The organism is Runella sp. CRIBMP (assembly GCF_009905605.1).
Lineage (GTDB): Bacteria > Bacteroidota > Bacteroidia > Cytophagales > Spirosomataceae > Runella.
In genome coordinates this window covers 129,623-145,529 of the sequence record NZ_JAAAKZ010000003.1, presented here as the reverse complement: position 1 = coordinate 145,529, position 15,907 = coordinate 129,623, and the positions used below count along the sequence as shown (strand labels likewise).

The 15,907-nt window shown below is 45.2% G+C and carries 8 protein-coding genes; 2 read left to right on the top strand and 6 right to left on the bottom strand.

What is annotated here, in order from left to right:
• Positions 1 to 24 precede the first annotated feature (24 nt).
• Positions 25 to 747: an SIMPL domain-containing protein gene (locus GVN20_RS10575; protein ID WP_166558297.1), complete on the top strand. Its 723-nt coding sequence runs from the start codon at positions 25 to 27 to the stop codon at positions 745 to 747.
• 55 nt (positions 748 to 802) lie between these two features.
• On the opposite strand, the gene GVN20_RS10570 is transcribed toward GVN20_RS10575, so the two are convergent.
• Positions 803 to 2,020 (bottom strand): acyl-CoA dehydrogenase family protein, encoded by a 1,218-nt coding sequence (locus GVN20_RS10570; RefSeq protein WP_166558296.1) that lies wholly within the window; start codon positions 2,018 to 2,020, stop codon positions 803 to 805.
• Positions 2,021 to 2,189: 169 nt separating this feature from the next.
• Between GVN20_RS10570 and GVN20_RS10565 the strand changes: the two genes are divergently transcribed.
• A complete protein-coding gene (locus GVN20_RS10565) occupies positions 2,190 to 3,689 on the top strand; it encodes an ATP-binding cassette domain-containing protein (protein ID WP_166558295.1) in 1,500 nt (499 codons plus the stop codon).
• A 9-nt stretch (positions 3,690 to 3,698) separates the two neighbouring features.
• Here GVN20_RS10565 and GVN20_RS10560 read toward each other — a convergent pair whose 3' ends face one another.
• The 5 genes from GVN20_RS10560 to rpoC form a co-directional block, all read right to left on the bottom strand.
• Positions 3,699 to 5,375 (bottom strand): hypothetical protein, encoded by a 1,677-nt coding sequence (locus tag GVN20_RS10560; RefSeq protein ID WP_166558294.1) that lies wholly within the window; start codon positions 5,373 to 5,375, stop codon positions 3,699 to 3,701.
• Positions 5,376 to 5,530: 155 nt separating this feature from the next.
• The gene (locus GVN20_RS10555) at positions 5,531 to 6,451 is read right to left on the bottom strand and encodes a DUF4249 domain-containing protein (protein ID WP_166558293.1); all 921 of its coding nucleotides are present in this window, start codon (positions 6,449 to 6,451) and stop codon (positions 5,531 to 5,533) included.
• A gap of 29 nt (positions 6,452 to 6,480) precedes the next feature.
• Complete coding sequence (locus GVN20_RS10550; RefSeq protein ID WP_166558292.1) at positions 6,481 to 8,835, bottom strand: TonB-dependent receptor; 2,355 nt, start codon at positions 8,833 to 8,835, stop codon at positions 6,481 to 6,483.
• 235 nt (positions 8,836 to 9,070) lie between these two features.
• Positions 9,071 to 11,380 (bottom strand): family 20 glycosylhydrolase, encoded by a 2,310-nt coding sequence (locus tag GVN20_RS10545; protein WP_166558291.1) that lies wholly within the window; start codon positions 11,378 to 11,380, stop codon positions 9,071 to 9,073.
• A gap of 136 nt (positions 11,381 to 11,516) precedes the next feature.
• Complete coding sequence (rpoC, locus tag GVN20_RS10540; protein ID WP_166558290.1) at positions 11,517 to 15,848, bottom strand: DNA-directed RNA polymerase subunit beta'; 4,332 nt, start codon at positions 15,846 to 15,848, stop codon at positions 11,517 to 11,519.
• Positions 15,849 to 15,907: the final 59 nt, after the last annotated feature.

Genomic DNA, 15,907 nt, shown 5'->3' with positions numbered 1-15,907 from the left:
CACAAACAAATTATAATTACAACCATGAAACAATTCGTATTAAGTGCCTTGTTGCTTGCTGCAAGTGCCGCTACTTTTGCCCAAACTACTACAGCCGTGGAAAAAGACCCCATCAAAAAAATCGAAGTAACGGGCACCGCCGAATTGGAGGTCGTTCCCGACGAACTGTATTTTACCATTTCGTTGAAGGAATATTTCAAAGACGAAAAAAATCAAAAAGACAAAATTGGTCTTGAAACCCTTGAAAAACAACTCATTGAGGCCGTAAAAAGCGCTGGTTTACCCAAAGAAAATCTTAGCATCAGCGGCGTAACGGGTTACCGTGAATGGACTGGCAAGAAAAAACCTCAACATTTTCTGGCAGGGAAGCAGTTTCAACTCAAACTTTCAAATGCCAATAACATCAATGAGCTAATGTCCAAAGTGGACGACCGAGGAGTAGAGTATGTCAACATGAGCCGCGTGGAGCATTCCAAAAAAGAGGAATTTCGTCGGCAGGTCAAAGTCAATGCGCTCAAAGCAGCCAAAGAAAAAGCGGGTTATTTGCTAGAATCCATTGGTGAGAAATTGGGCGAAGTACTCGAAATTCACGAAGTGGAAGAAGGCAGCGTATATCCGATGTACAAACAGGCGCAATACAATGTGCGCATGATGGCCGCCGATGCTGCACCCGAAGGAGGCGAAGCCCTTGAATACCAAAAGATTAAATACAGCTACCGCATGAACGCCACGTTCAGAATCAAATAGTTATTTTCAATTCACTCAAAGAGGCAAGGTTTCTCTGCGTCTTTGAGTGAATATCTTATTTTTTTCTTCTTACGTCCAGTCCATACCCTTTCAGGATACTACGCGCCAGAGCCGATTTATGCACTTCGTCGGCACCGTCATAAATACGGGCGGCCCGCTCGTGGGCGTACCAATACGAGAGTAGAATATCGCTGGTCATGCCCAGCCCGCCGTGGGTTTGAATAGAGCGGTCAATGACGCGTAACATCATATTGGCCGTAAAAAACTTAATCATCGAAATCTCATCCCGCACAGATGCCGCACCGAATTGGTCAATATTATGTGCCGTCCGCAAAACCAGCAACCGCGCGGCATCTATTTCCGCCCGACTTTCGGCAATGAATCCCTGAATAAACTGCGTGTCGCCCAGTACCTTTCCTTCTTCCAATTCCCGACTGACCGCATAACGGCACATCAGGTCAAAGCTACGCTCGGCAATACCAATAAACCGCATACAGTGATGAATCCGCCCAGGTCCGAGGCGTTCTTGTGCCAATAGAAACCCTGCTCCTTCAGCACCAATCAGGTTGGCCTGTGGTACGCGCACGTTTTCGTAAAGCATCTCTGCATGACTCGCCCAGCTATCACCTGCATGACCCATAATGGGAATATTCCGTACCAATTTCACCCCTGGGGTTTCCATCGGCACCAAAATCTGACTGGCGCGCTTGTGCGGCGCGGCTTCTGGATTAGTCACGGCCATGACCACGGCAAACGCTGCACCGTCGGCCGAACTGGTAAACCATTTATGGCCGTTAATGACATAATCGTTACCGTCTTTTACCGCCGTTGTTCCCATCCGAGTAGGATTAGAACCCGCAAATTCAGGCTCGGTCATGCTGAAACAACTCCGAATTTCGCCGTTCATCAGTGGCTTTAAATAACGCTTTTTGAGGTGTTGGGGCGCATATTTGTGCATGAGTTCAGTGTTGCCGATGTCAGGAGCTTGCGTGTTAAATACAAAATGCCCGAACGGCGAACTAGCCAGCACTTCGCTAATTTGTCCAAATTCACACAGCGTCAGGTTCAGGCCACCGTCTTCTTCGGGCAAATGTAATCCCCAGAGTCCTGCTTGTTTGACGAGCTGACGTTTCTGCTGCAAAATAGGCTCTACGTGCGAAAAATCATGGGCGAGGTATTCGGTAGTTTCGAGCGGATACAGCTCTTTTTCAATAAATACTTTGATTTTTGGCAATAACTCCCGAGTACGGTCGGTGGCAAAGATTGGTTCCATTGAGTTGGTTAAGGTTTATTATGCACGCAGAATGACTCCCCAAATATAAAAAATAAAGCTTTACGGAAGTTGGGTTATTTATCAGCCCAATAGTTCAATTCTTATAAAATTATTGGCAACAAAATCAACTATTTGCCCTAATTTTAACCGCTAATTACCGTTTTTCCTCATGCTCATTTCTCTTCAAAACGCCTTTGTTCGTCGTTACGACACCGTGATACTTTCTGAGTTAGATTTCCAAATTCTCCCCGGCGAACAATGGGCCATTGTGGGGGAAAACGGCAGTGGAAAAACTACCTTATTGGAAGTTTTGGCGGGAAAATGGCCCGTTTGGCGGGGGAAACTTACTCATTCGTACGGAGAAGTGCTGCTTTCAAAAGTTGCCGAGCTAGTCCCTTCCGATTATTCATTCAATCGAATCGTAGCTTCGGCTGCCCAATATTATCAACAGCGTTTCCACAGCTTTGAAGCTGAAATAGCACCTACCGTACGGGAAGTATTGACCAATCAACTCAAACCCGTTGGTACGGTAGATGAGCATTCGGTACAATTGCCCGAATCGACTGTTTCAGAAGAGGATTTACTAAAAACCACCCGCCTGCTTTCTATTGAACACCTGCTCGACCGTCCTTTTGTCACGCTTTCTAATGGCGAAACTCGGCGGATGATGCTCACGCGGTCGTTGCTCAAAAAACCGAAGCTGTTATTGTTAGATAATCCTTTTGCGGGCTTGGATGTACACTCGCGTGATGTCTTACGCGAGGCATTGAAGCAATTAAAACACGAAGGAATTTTGGTCATTCTGGTAACGTCTTCGGTCGAAATTCCAGAAAGCGTAACGAATGTATTGGAATTGAAAAATGGAAAAATCGTAGGTGTGACTTCGGGCAGTGCGTCTACTGATGATGCATCCAGTAAGATGTTAGGTACGGATTTAAAGGTAAAATATAGACCCTTGCAGGCTGACAAAAATTCAGTATCGGTCCATCAGGATTTTGAATTGGCGGTCAATCTGCGAAATATCAACGTGACTTATGGTAGTAAGAAAGTTTTGATAAACGTAGATTGGAAAATCAAAAAAGGAGAAAAATGGGCATTAGTAGGACCCAACGGTTCAGGGAAATCAACGCTACTGAGCCTCCTTACCGCCGACAACCCTCAGCGTTTTGCCAACGACTATGACCTTTTTGGTGTCAAACGTGGTGGCGTCTCGATGTGGGATGTAAAAGGAAAGATAGGTCACGTTTCGCCCGAATTACATTTGTATTTTCCGCAGGAAACCACCGTTTTTAAGGCCATTGCGTCTGGTTTTTTTGATGCTACGGGGGTTTATTTCAGGAAGTTGACCGAGGAGCAGATTCAACGCACACACGTGGTGGCCGAATGGCTGAATGTAACCGCATTTATTGAAAAACCCTTTAAAAATATTTCGAAAGGACAACAAAGATTGGTGCTTTTGGCCCGTGCCTTGGTCAAAAACCCGCCCCTTTTGATTTTGGATGAACCCTGCCAGGGATTGGATTTTGCGGCAGTCGAACATTTCAAAGAAGTCGTTGATGTCATTTGTGATACGCCCGAGCGCACACTCATCTATGTATCGCATTACGCCCACGAAATCCCGAGTTGCGTTACCCAAACGTTGCGTTTGGAAGAAGGAAAAGTAATTTAAGTTGGAATATTATTGACCGCTTTCTATCAAGCGATTGGTCCGAAATACCCGTGGCGTTTGTCCTCTTCGTGCATTTACCAAAAAGAGTTGGTAGGTTCCAGGTTCAAGAAAACAGGCGGCAATATCCCCCGCAAAACCTGGTCTAAAATACTCCCGTTTGGTTAAGAACTGAATCGGATTGGTTTTGGTGGCCGTGGCCGAAATAAAGTAGAAGCGTCGGTTATTTTTTAGCATCCACAACCAAGCCTCTCCTTGGTTCATTTGAAACCTGACCGTGTCGGTTTTTACGGTAGCTACGCGTCTACACCGGGCAGCATCTTCCGAAACAGTTTCCCATTCTAGCGTCGTTTGAATAAAAGGTTGCAATGAATCTGTTTTCAGCATCGCAACATCCACCAAAGGAGAATCTGTTTGGCAAACTCTATTTTGAGACTGAGCAGTTTGATAGATTTCGGGCAAACCGTTTTGTGCTTTCCAGTTTAAGTACAGCAGGTTATTGTGTTGCATGTTGTAAGTATCTGCCCAAAATTTCTGATAGTCCATGTAGCGGTAGCCCCAATCACGGTAATACGATAATCCCAAAATACCCATGCTGACTCCTAAAAACATAAGAAAGAGTCGGTGAAGAATGACTTTATTATTTTGTAATTGAGTGAGTAAAATAAGGTATCCAATCCCTACCAGCAAGGCAGAATAATGCCGATAACGCCCCAGCAACGCAGCATCAGAGCCCATTGGCTCAGTACGCAAAAGAGCCACTGCCGCCGCAGTCAGTAACGCAAACAACGCATAAACCGTTAGCTTAAAGGTCGGTGACGTCCAATATCGTGATTGTTGAATAGCTTTGAAATTGCTTAAAAACAAAACCATCACCATCGCGGCTCCTAAAACAGCCGCTACCCATTTAAAACTCCCCGAAATAAAATCTCCGTAGCCGCCAATAAATAGACAAAACCCCAAGAGCCACTGCACAGGGTTAGTTTGAATGCCGTATGTATCATCGGGCATCCCAAAAGATTTTGCCCACCAGTAACCCCCTAAAAAAATAACCCCAAAAAGGGACCACAGCGCCATTCGTGCCAAAGATGTCTGTTGCACAATTAAAATTACGAGGCCAATAAATATACTTAACAGCCCATTTCCATTGGAGAAGGTCGCCCCTACGGCACAAAGGAAGGCCAAGGTAAAGCGCCAATGACTTAGCTTTTGCTCATTATTTATCAACAGATGAATGGATTCAAATGCGAGCCAAATCACTACCATGTTTGACCAGACGGCCATTGGCCACAGTGCCGTTTCGGTAAATTGGAGTTGAAATAGGATAAAAAGAACTGGCAAAAAGTATAGGGAAGGTATTTTGGCTTCTTTCGAACCCCTATAAAGCAACCACGCCACCCGAATCCAACAAAGATTGCCGACCACAACCATGGCTTTGAGATTCACACAACCACTGATTATAACCTGTAAATAGGCAATTATTTTAGCCGGTAATATGACATGCTCACGAAATGGCGTAAAAAAAAGCTTCAAAGATTGGTCATCAAAGGGGAAGGCGTGATTGATAAACCCAAAAATCACGGGAAGGTCATCCTCGTTGGGAAATGGAATACTGAAGCGAAGTAGATATATAAAATAGGCAAAAACGGGGGTTGCGGCGACAAGAGCTAAAATAATTCGTTTGGGCATACGCTTACGCTATAACGTGAAAAACCTGACAGATTTTGCAGGAAAGAAATAGTCATGCAAATCCGTCAGGTTTTGGAAAGTCACCGCCCAACACAAGTTTGGGATGGTTTTGCACGGAACAAATATACAAAACCAACGAAATTCATCGCGTAATTTTACCCATTCTTTGGCTTGGCTTTTTTGGCATCAATCACTGTTTGAAAAGTACTGACCCCCGATGCCCCAAAAAAACCAAGCGCCTTGCGCCCATTGGGGTTGACATTGGTAACGTTAGTAAAAATATTGGAAGGTGGCGTGGCAAAAAGCCCGCCATTGGTAGATTCGATACGTACTTGATTGAGAAAGTAATACGCTTCCAGCGACACACTTAGCAGCTCTACTTTGATTGTATCTTTCTCAAGCGCAAACTCAATCTGAGGTACCACCGATTGGCGAATCGGAAGAATAAAAATCAAGCCGTCGCTGTTGGCACCAGGACTAAACGCTGCATCAAAAGCCGTTGAGATGTTGCTTGCACTATTGTAATACTTGCCGTTTCGGTATGATTTTATCCAATAACAATCTCCCGCGCCCGTAGGGTCACGCGCAAAAAACTCGGGCTTATAGCCTTCTTGGGGCGAGCCATCGGTGGGTGCAACGGGAAGTTTATCAAAAAAATAAGTCATTGAATCAATCTTGGGTACGCGATTGAGTTTGGTTGTAGCCCGATATTCTTCTGTACCAAATTTAACATTGAGCGTATACGTGCCCCCGATGCGCCCTAGCGAATCGCTTGCCGAAGCGGGTTTCCATACATAGTACCCGTTGTTTTTGAGGTCTTTAAATGTAAAAACTTTGCCTTTGTCGTCGGTAACAATAACGGTAGCATTTAGTACTGGCTTGGCGGGGCTATTGTCAAAATAAGGGGCCGATTCTGTCAGGCGAATGGTATGCTCGGTGGCTTGATTGGTTACCCAACCATCTACCACCAACTGAGGGTCTCCAGAGGGTATATCTAAGTTTACTACATCTTCACAGCTCGTCAAGGCACTAAGAGTCAGCGACAAAATGAATAATTGGGCGAATATTTTTTTCATAGCATGTATATCTTGTCAAAATTCAATAATCAGAATTTAAAATTATAAGTAACCGCAGGAATTACACTTCCAATAATGGAATAACGTATTGCCTCGGTTTGGAGGTTATTGTCTTCATTTTGCTGTACATAAGTTGAGAACGGATTCCGACGGTTGTACGCGTTATACACGCTAAAAACCCATTCCCCCTGCCCTTTGCCAAACAGCTTTTTCTTGGATTTGAGCGTAGCGCCCAAATCCAAACGGTGATAGGAAGGAATCCGGGACGCATTGCGCGAATCATTTACATTTTGCGGCAACGCCCATCCTCCCCATTCAAAGCGGTTGGTAGGAAAAGAGGCTGGTGTGCCCGTGTTGAAGGCGAAATTGGTCGAAAAACTCCAACGCTCATTCAGTTGGTATAAACCTACCACCGAAAGATTGTGGGTTTTATCAAAACGGGCGGGAAACCAGCCATTGTTGTTAATTCCTTCTATTTTTCGTTCTGTACGCGCCAACGTGTAGCTCAGCCAGCCCGTTAGTTTGCCACGATTTTTCTTTACGTAAAATTCTGCTCCATAGGCCCGACCATTGCCGAAGAGCAAATCTCCTTCGAGGTATTTATTGAGCAATAAATCCGAATTACGAACATAATCAATTTGGTTTTGGAGGTCTTTATAATACACCTCTACGGAAGCTTCGTAGGTATTGTCCTGAAAATTTTGGAACCACCCCAAAGCCACTTGGTCGGCAATTTGAGGCTTTATGATTTTTGAGCTTAACGTCCACACATCCAACGGCGAGCTTGCAGCGGTGTTGGACAATAGATGCAAATACTGCACAGTGCGGTTATAACTGGCTTTGATAGAAGTCGATGGCGAAAGTTCAATTTTTGTCGAAAAACGCGGCTCCCAATTTCCGTATTCATTGATTACACCCGTTTCATATTTGGTTTCTGAAACGGGAATTTTACGTTCTCCTTTGACGATTTCCTGAAATTCAAAATTAGTTCCAGGCCCCAAATTCCTAAAATACGAATAGCGAATTCCGTACTGAAACGATAACCAATCGTTTACTTTTTGTTCATTGCCAATGTACAGCGCCGATTCATCGGCGTAGCGCTCGTCGAGGCTAATATTGCGTGATTCCCCGCTCGAAATCGCCAATGCCGTTCCGGGCTTTGAAGTATAGTTGATGTATTGCCCCCCAAACGTAACCGTGTTGTTTGGCGTCAAGTAATACGTAAAATCAGGTTTAAGGCTCCACGTCTGAATGTTTGAATTCCACTTGAATTTATCGCCCGTTTTGCTCGTATTGTTGCGGTCTGATTCCAATCCGTAGTCATAGTTCGAATAAAACGTGGTAAAATTCATGAAAAGTTTGTTGTTGAAAACGTGGTTCCAACGCGCCGTAGCGGTTTGGTTTCCCCAATCAAAACCGAAGTCAGCCCCAAACACATCCCGACCAAAGTAACCAGAGGCATAAACGGTGTTTTTGTCGTCAATCCGATAATTGGCTTTGGCCGTAAAGTCATAGAAATAAAACCGCGACCCTTTCAAATCTCCGCTCAAAAATGGCTTGGCCAACACATCAATATACGACCGACGACCCGCTACAATAAACGACCCCTTTCCTTTGGCAAAAGGCCGTTCATAGCTCAACCGAGAGAAGATTGTGCCCACGCCGCCGTTAATTTCTGTCTTTTTTGAATTCCCTTCTTTGAGCCTCACGTCCAGAATAGAGGAAATACGCCCACCGTATTGTGCAGGAATCCCTCCTTTCACCAGCTTGACGTCTTTGATGGCATCGGGATTAAAAACCGAGAAAAAGCCAAACAAATGAGAAGAATTAAAGACGGGGGCTTCATCCAAGAGAACCAAATTTTGGTCAATATTGCCCCCGCGAACGTTAAAACCGCTCGCCCCCTCTCCTACGCTTGTCACTCCTGGCAACAACTGAATACTGCGCACTAAATCTACCTCACCCAGCAAGGCTGGCATTTGGCGGATGGTCTTCATTTCTACCTTATTGACCGACATTTCAATGTTTTTGACGTTCTCGTCCTCTTTTGTGGCCTTGACAACTACTTCCTGAAGTTTGAGGCTTTCATCTTTGAGTTCAAGATTCAGTTTTAAGTCGGCGGTAAGCTCAATTTTCTTTTCAATTTTTTCGTAACCGATGTAATTGAAAACCAAGGTGTAATTTCCAGTCGGCAGATTGAGCGCATAGTAGCCGTAATCGTTGGTGACGGTTCCGTTGCCAATCTCGCGCACGTAGACCGATACACCAATCAGGCTTTCACCGTCAGAAGCATCTTTGATGTACCCGCTTACGGTTTTTCGCTCTTGGCCATATCCGTAGGTAAGCGTTAAAAGAAAGACCAGACTCGTTAAGATTTGTTTCATAGCTGATGATGGGTTATTGATTGTTTTTAAAATGACAATCTGCGGGGAGGGTTCCCCTATCTATATGTTTGTACTTTTCTGATATAGAAACGTTGCAAACCTACTTCATTGTTCAAAAAAATAAGATAAAATTGGGATGAACTGCCTGAAAAACGGCGTAAACGGGAAGAATGCAGGTATTAAAAATGCAAAAGCACCGCCAAGGCAGTGCTTTTGCTGTATCTTTAAAAAATTGTTAATCTACCACAACTTCATCCATTGCAATCGTTGTAGGCCGTCCTGCGGCGGGATGTCCTGCGGGAGCTGGGCCAGCGTTTTTGGCACGAATTCGAATATAACGGGCCCGGGCCGTTTTGAAATCTGCTACTATGGGCATAATCTCCCACGGCCCTTCCAGTTCGTACTTTACAGGCTGAGCCAGTGCGTCTTTAAAGCTTTCACCATCGCGTGAAAGGCCAATTTCAACCGACGTAGGTGGAAATACATTGTTCATGATTACTTTGAGAAAATTGGCAGAGACTTTGGTAACGGGTTTTACCTCCCCTAAATCAATCGTGATTTCAAAATCTTTGCCCGACATACGGACCCATTCGGCACTGTTTCGGGGGCTTTGCGCTACTTGGCCGTCCGTGAGTTTCTTTTTGTCTGCATCTACGCCTTCAACTAGTGCATTGGCATAGGTGTAGGGTTTTCCTTTGGCGCGGTGAATAAAGAATTTCTCTTCAAACGTGGCGCCTGCCGTAGTGATAGCTTTAATTGTGGTGATTTTATCCAACGTAATGGGCATCAAATATTCGGTCGAGCTCGTCGAAGGTTCTTTGCCATCAGTGGTATAATATATTTTGCTATCGGAGTCAAGTTTTTCCAACCGAACCTGCAATTGTCCTTGATTATTAAATTGCGTCACCGCCCGCACGTCCAACATTCTTTTTGAATAATTGACTTTCAGATAATTCAATCGTTTTAAATGCTCTTTCAGGCGTGTGGCAAAATCTTCAAAATTCTTTCCGCCCGAAGGTACCCAAGCCACTTCTGCAATGGCCGTCGCGCGTGGGAACGTCATGTATTCTACCTGTGCGGGGCTAGGCATGTATTCGGTCCAAACATTGCCTTGCACCCCCAAAATGTATTTTTGTTCTTCAGGAGAAAACCCTGCTCCTGGGTCATATTCATAGACTTTTTCAATGGGTAAATATCCCCCGATAGCCAAGGGTTCTTTGGCTGGATTGGCCTGATAATAGTCTAGGTAGTAATAAGTGTTGGGCGTCATGATGACGTTATGCTTTTGCTTGGCGGCTTCAATGCCCCCTTTGGTACCACGCCAACTCATCACCGTGGCATTGGGCGCTACGCCGCCTTCCAAAATCTCGTCCCAACCGATAATGGCTCGCCCTTTCGAATTAACAAACTTTTCGATGCGCTTGATGAAATAGCTTTGGAGTTCATGCTCATCTTTAAGATTCAATTTTTTGATTAAATCTTGACAAAAACTACTCTGCTTCCAAGCATCTTTGGGGGCTTCATCCCCACCGATATGAACGTATTTCCCTGGAAACAAGGCAAATACTTCCGTCAACACATCCTGTAAAAACGTGAAGGTTTTCTCATTGGGACAATAAATGTCGTTCATTACGCCCCATTTGGTAGCTACCTCGTATTTTTTAGAAGGCTCACAACCCAACTCGGGATACGCCGCCAACGCCGCCAACGAGTGCCCCGGCAGTTCGATTTCGGGAATAATGGTCACGTATTTTGATTGGGCATACTTCACCACCTCTTTGATTTCGGCTTGGGTATAAAAACCGCCGATTTCTTTTCCATCAAACTTTTGCGGATAGTTTTCTGAATACTGACCCACGAGCGTTTCTTTGCGTTTTGAGCCTATTTGCGTCAGTTTTGGATATTTCTTTATCTCAATGCGCCAGCCTTGATCATCTGTTAAATGCCAATGAAAAATGTTCATTTTGTGCAAGGCCAACAAATCAATGTATTTTTTAATAAACGAAACGGGCATAAAATGCCGACTGACATCCAGCATAAGGCCACGATGGACAAAACGGGGCTTGTCCTGAATCTGACACACGGGCATCGACCATGCCACGTTTTCGACTGGCACGGGACTAAAAACAGCCGTCGGCAATAGTTGCAGAATGGTTTGTACTCCGTAGAAAGCGCCTTGCGGTGTTGCCGCTTCCAACGTAATTCGGTCAGTGCTTACGCTAAGCTTATAGCCTTCTGTACCAAGGCCTAATGCTTTATTTAGACGAATATAAATTACGTTTTTGGCCGTTGGGGCAGCTGTGGCAGCAATGGCCAAAGGTAGTTTTGAAGCCATTTTCAACGTCGTTGCCAAACTTTGCGCAACTACTTTCAGCGGTGCATCTTTGGGCGTGACAATAATTTTGGTTTGCGCATTTAATACAAACGTCCCCTCGCCGCCATTGAACTGCGCAGGAAAAGGAATCAGATTGTAGGTATTTTCTTGTGCTTGAAGAAGTGTAAAGCGTAAGGTGAAAAATGTAAAGAAGAAAATTAGTTTTTTCATGCTCATAATAAATCATTTAAAAAACAAAGGAACTAAAAAACGGCTGGAATCGAAAAAAAGTATTCTCCCATCAAAAGCAAAAAAACGCCCCAACCTAGGTCGGGGCGTTTTACTATATAAACTAATTGGAAACCTATTAATTTGCCAATTCACGTTTCCCACGGCGTGAACCGCTGCGCTCGCGTGACTCGCTCACTGTTTCGAGTTCTTCTTTCGAACCAATGATGAGTTTTTGATAACGACGCGCACCCGTACCAGCAGGAATTAAGTGACCTACAATCACGTTTTCTTTCAAGCCTTCGAGGGTATCGCGTTTCCCGCGTACGGCCGCTTCGCTCAATACTTTGGTCGTTTCCTGGAACGACGCCGCAGAGATAAAGCTTTCAGTACCCAAAGACGCTTGCGTAATACCCATCAGGGTTGGCTGAGCAACCGCAGGTTTGGCATCACGGGCAGTCACCAAACGTTGGTCACGGCGCTTAAGCGTTGAGTTTTCGTCACGCAAACGGCGTGCAGAAATCAACATACCCGGTTTGAGAGATTCTGAATCACCAGCATCTTCTACCACTTTCATGTCGAGTACACGATCGTTTTCTTCGCGGAATGTCCACTTATCAACGGCCTGCATTTCGAGGAAGTTAGTATCACCTGGATCCATAATTTCAACTTTCTGCATCATTTGGCGTACGATACACTCGATGTGCTTATCGTTGATTTTTACCCCTTGTAAGCGGTAAACCTCTTGGATTTCGTTTACGAGATACTCCTGTACGGCGGTTGGCCCTTTGATGGAAAGAATATCACTCGGCGTGATGGCTCCGTCAGAAAGCGGCTCACCAGCTTTTACGTAGTCACCGTCTTGTACCAGAATGTGTTTCGACAATGGCACAAGGTATTTTTTACGGGTACCGTCTTTCGACTCGATGTTGATTTCACGGTTACCACGTTTGATAATACCGTAGATAACTACACCATCGATTTCAGATACTACCGCAGGGTTAGACGGGTTACGAGCTTCGAACAATTCAGTTACTCGTGGCAAACCTCCCGTAATATCGCGGGTTTTACCCAACGTACGAGGAATTTTTGCTAAAGGCTGACCTGTTCTTACCACGGCACCATCTTTGATTACCAGGCGAGCACCCACAGGTAAGTTGTATATTTTCTCTTCGATGTCAGTCAAAAGCGGGCTTTTTCCTTTCACCAAAATGCCTGGATTCTTGGTACGGTCACGACTTTCGATGATTACCATTTCCTGGAAGCCCGACTGCTCGTCGATTTCTTCACGGAACGTAATACCTTCTTCAATCGCTTCGTATTCGATTACCCCGTTGAATTCTGATAAGATAACGGCGTTGTACGGATCCCAGTTACAAAGTTCCTGTCCTTTGGTTACTTTTTGTCCTTCTTTTACCAACAATGTAGCCCCGTAAGGTACGTTGTTTGCAATCAGTACTTGTCCGTTGGCTTCGCTAATGATACGAATTTCGCCCGAGCGTCCCATTACGATGGTGGCAGGGTTTCCTTCGTTATCGGTAGAATCTACCGTACGCATATCTTCAAATTCCACTTTACCGTCAAACTTGGTTTTGATGGAGGCTTCCTGCGCAATGTTTTGCGCAACCCCACCCACGTGGAATGTACGAAGGGTCAGCTGGGTTCCTGGCTCACCGATTGACTGTGAGGCAATTACCCCAACAGCTTCGCCGTTTTCTGCCATACGTCCCGAAGCCAAGTTACGTCCGTAGCATTTCGAGCAAACTCCGTTACGGGTTTCGCAAGTTAATACCGAACGGATTTCAACGGCTTCAATGCTGGTTTCGTCGATACGAGACGCAATTTCTTCCGTGATTTCGCTTCCAGAGGCGATGATTAGCTCACCAGTAAGCGGATCTAAAATATCATGAACCGATACCCGGCCCAAGATACGTTCTGCCAATGGTTCAACGATGTCTTCGTTGTCTTTCAACGCTGAAATTTCAATACCGCGCAGGGTACCGCAATCTTCTTCGTTTACGACGACATCCTGCGCCACATCGTGCAAACGACGAGTCAGGTAACCTGCATCGGCCGTTTTCAAAGCGGTATCCGCCAAACCTTTACGTGCACCGTGGGTAGAAATGAAGTACTCCAATACGTCAAGACCTTCTTTAAAGTTTGACAAAATTGGGTTTTCAATGATTTCACCTACGCCACCTGCCAGGTTTTTCTGAGGCTTAGCCATCAGACCGCGCATACCACCCAACTGACGTACCTGCTCCCGAGAACCACGCGCTCCCGAGTGCATCATCATATATACTGAGTTAAATCCTTGCTGATCATTTTCCAATTGCGTCAGGAGCGTGTTGGCCAACTTGGTGTTGGTACGCGTCCAAACGTCAATGATTTGGTTATAACGCTCGTTTTCGGTGATCAGACCCATCATGAAGTTGTCCATTACACCTTGCACTTCACCTTTGGCTCCGTCGATAAGCTGCCATTTTTCGTCTGGGATTTTGATATCACCCAAACCAATTGACAACCCACCTTTGAATGCCGTTTGGAAACCTAAGTGTTTGATTTCATCCAAGAACTGAGCACAACGTGCATTACCTGCAATTTTGAATACGTGACCGATGATTTGCTGCAATTTTTTCTTTGTCAACAATTCATTGATGTATCCTACTGATTCAGGAACAAACTGGTTGAAAAGGATTCGACCAGCTACGGTATCGATCAATTTCTTCTCCAGCGTACCATCCTCGTTACGAACCGTCACGCGGCATTTGATATGAGCATGCTTCGACAACTTGCCTTCGTTGATGGCAATGATGACCTCATCCGCTCCATAAAATATACCACCCTCTCCAATGATTGGAATCTCAGGCGTTGATTTACGTCCTTTTGTTACGTAATACAAGCCCAAAACCATGTCTTGTGAAGGTACCGTGATTGGCGCACCGTTGGCTGGGTTCAAGATGTTGTGTGACGAAAGCATCAACATGGATGCCTCCAAAACTGCTTCTTGTCCTAGTGGTACGTGAACCGCCATCTGGTCACCGTCAAAGTCAGCATTGAACGCCGTACAAACGAGTGGGTGCAGCTGAATGGCTTTTCCTTCAATCAATTTAGGCTGGAACGCCTGAATCCCCAAACGGTGAAGCGTTGGAGCACGGTTGAGCAACACTGGGTGTCCTTTCAACACGTTTTCCAAAATATCCCAAACCACAGGGTCTTTGCGGTCAACGATTTTCTTCGCAGATTTTACCGTTTTTACGATTCCGCGTTCGATTAGTTTACGGATAATAAACGGTTTGAATAACTCCGCCGCCATGTCTTTAGGGAGTCCGCACTCGTGCAATTTGAGCTCCGGACCTACCACGATAACCGAACGACCAGAATAGTCAACACGCTTACCCAATAAGTTTTGACGGAAACGGCCCTGCTTACCTTTCAACATATCGGAAAGGGATTTCAGCGCGCGGTTACCTTCTGAACGAACGGCGTTTACTTTACGGCTGTTATCAAACAATGAGTCAACCGCTTCTTGCAACATCCGTTTTTCGTTACGCAAAATCACCTCAGGAGCTTTGATTTCGATCAAACGCTTCAATCGGTTGTTACGAATAATTACGCGACGATACAAATCATTTAAGTCCGACGTAGCAAAACGTCCACCATCCAATGGCACCAATGGACGCAATTCTGGTGGAATCACGGGAACCATACGAATCACCATCCACTCGGGGCGGTTTTCGATACGGGTGTTGGCGTCGCGGAGGGCTTCGACTACTTTCAGACGTTTCAGCGCTTCCGCTTTACGCTGTTGTGAGGTATCATTGGCTGCGTTGTGGCGCAGTTCGTACGACAATTCGTCCAATTGTGTCCGTGACAACAACATTTCCAACCCGTCGGCACCCATCTTAGCGATGAATTTATTGGGGTCTGTGTCAGGCAACATTTGGTTTTCGCGTGGCAGTTTGTCCACAATGTCCAAGTATTCATCTTCGGTCAAGAAGTCCATTTTATTGACTCCATCTTCCGCTTTGATACCCGGCTGAACAACTACATAACGCTCATAATAAATGATTTGGTCCAATTTCTTGGTAGAAAGGCCCAAGAGATAACCGATTTTGTTTGGCAAGCTACGGAAATACCAGATATGAGCTACGGGCACAACCAACTCGATGTGTCCCATCCGTTCGCGGCGTACTTTTTTCTCCGTTACTTCAACTCCGCAACGGTCGCAAATAATACCCTTGTAACGAATACGCTTATATTTACCACAGTGACATTCCCAGTCTTTTACCGGCCCGAAGATGCGCTCGCAGAAAAGCCCGCCCATTTCAGGTTTATAAGTCCGATAATTGATTGTCTCCGGCTGGGTTACCTCGCCATAAGAGCTCTCCAAGATAGACTCTGGCGACGCCAAGCTGATGGTAATCCGCGAAAAGTCACTATTGATTTTCTTGTTTTTCTTGAATGACATTTCGGATATTGTTTTTGTGAAAATGATTTTTGAAAGCTTCTGACAGAAGTTCTTTTAGT

What these genes read in the sequence shown, in the direction of transcription:
- GVN20_RS10560 (WP_166558294.1), bottom strand. Translation starts at nt 5,375, where the DNA reads ATGCCCAAACGAATTATTTTAGCTCTTGTCGCCGCAACCCCCGTTTTT.
- rpoC (WP_166558290.1), bottom strand. Translation starts at nt 15,848, where the DNA reads ATGTCATTCAAGAAAAACAAGAAAATCAATAGTGACTTTTCGCGGATT.
- GVN20_RS10570 (WP_166558296.1), bottom strand. Translation starts at nt 2,020, where the DNA reads ATGGAACCAATCTTTGCCACCGACCGTACTCGGGAGTTATTGCCAAAA.
- GVN20_RS10545 (WP_166558291.1), bottom strand. Translation starts at nt 11,380, where the DNA reads ATGAAAAAACTAATTTTCTTCTTTACATTTTTCACCTTACGCTTTACA.
- GVN20_RS10550 (WP_166558292.1), bottom strand. Translation starts at nt 8,835, where the DNA reads ATGAAACAAATCTTAACGAGTCTGGTCTTTCTTTTAACGCTTACCTAC.
- GVN20_RS10575 (WP_166558297.1), top strand. Translation starts at nt 25, where the DNA reads ATGAAACAATTCGTATTAAGTGCCTTGTTGCTTGCTGCAAGTGCCGCT.
- GVN20_RS10565 (WP_166558295.1), top strand. Translation starts at nt 2,190, where the DNA reads ATGCTCATTTCTCTTCAAAACGCCTTTGTTCGTCGTTACGACACCGTG.
- GVN20_RS10555 (WP_166558293.1), bottom strand. Translation starts at nt 6,451, where the DNA reads ATGAAAAAAATATTCGCCCAATTATTCATTTTGTCGCTGACTCTTAGT.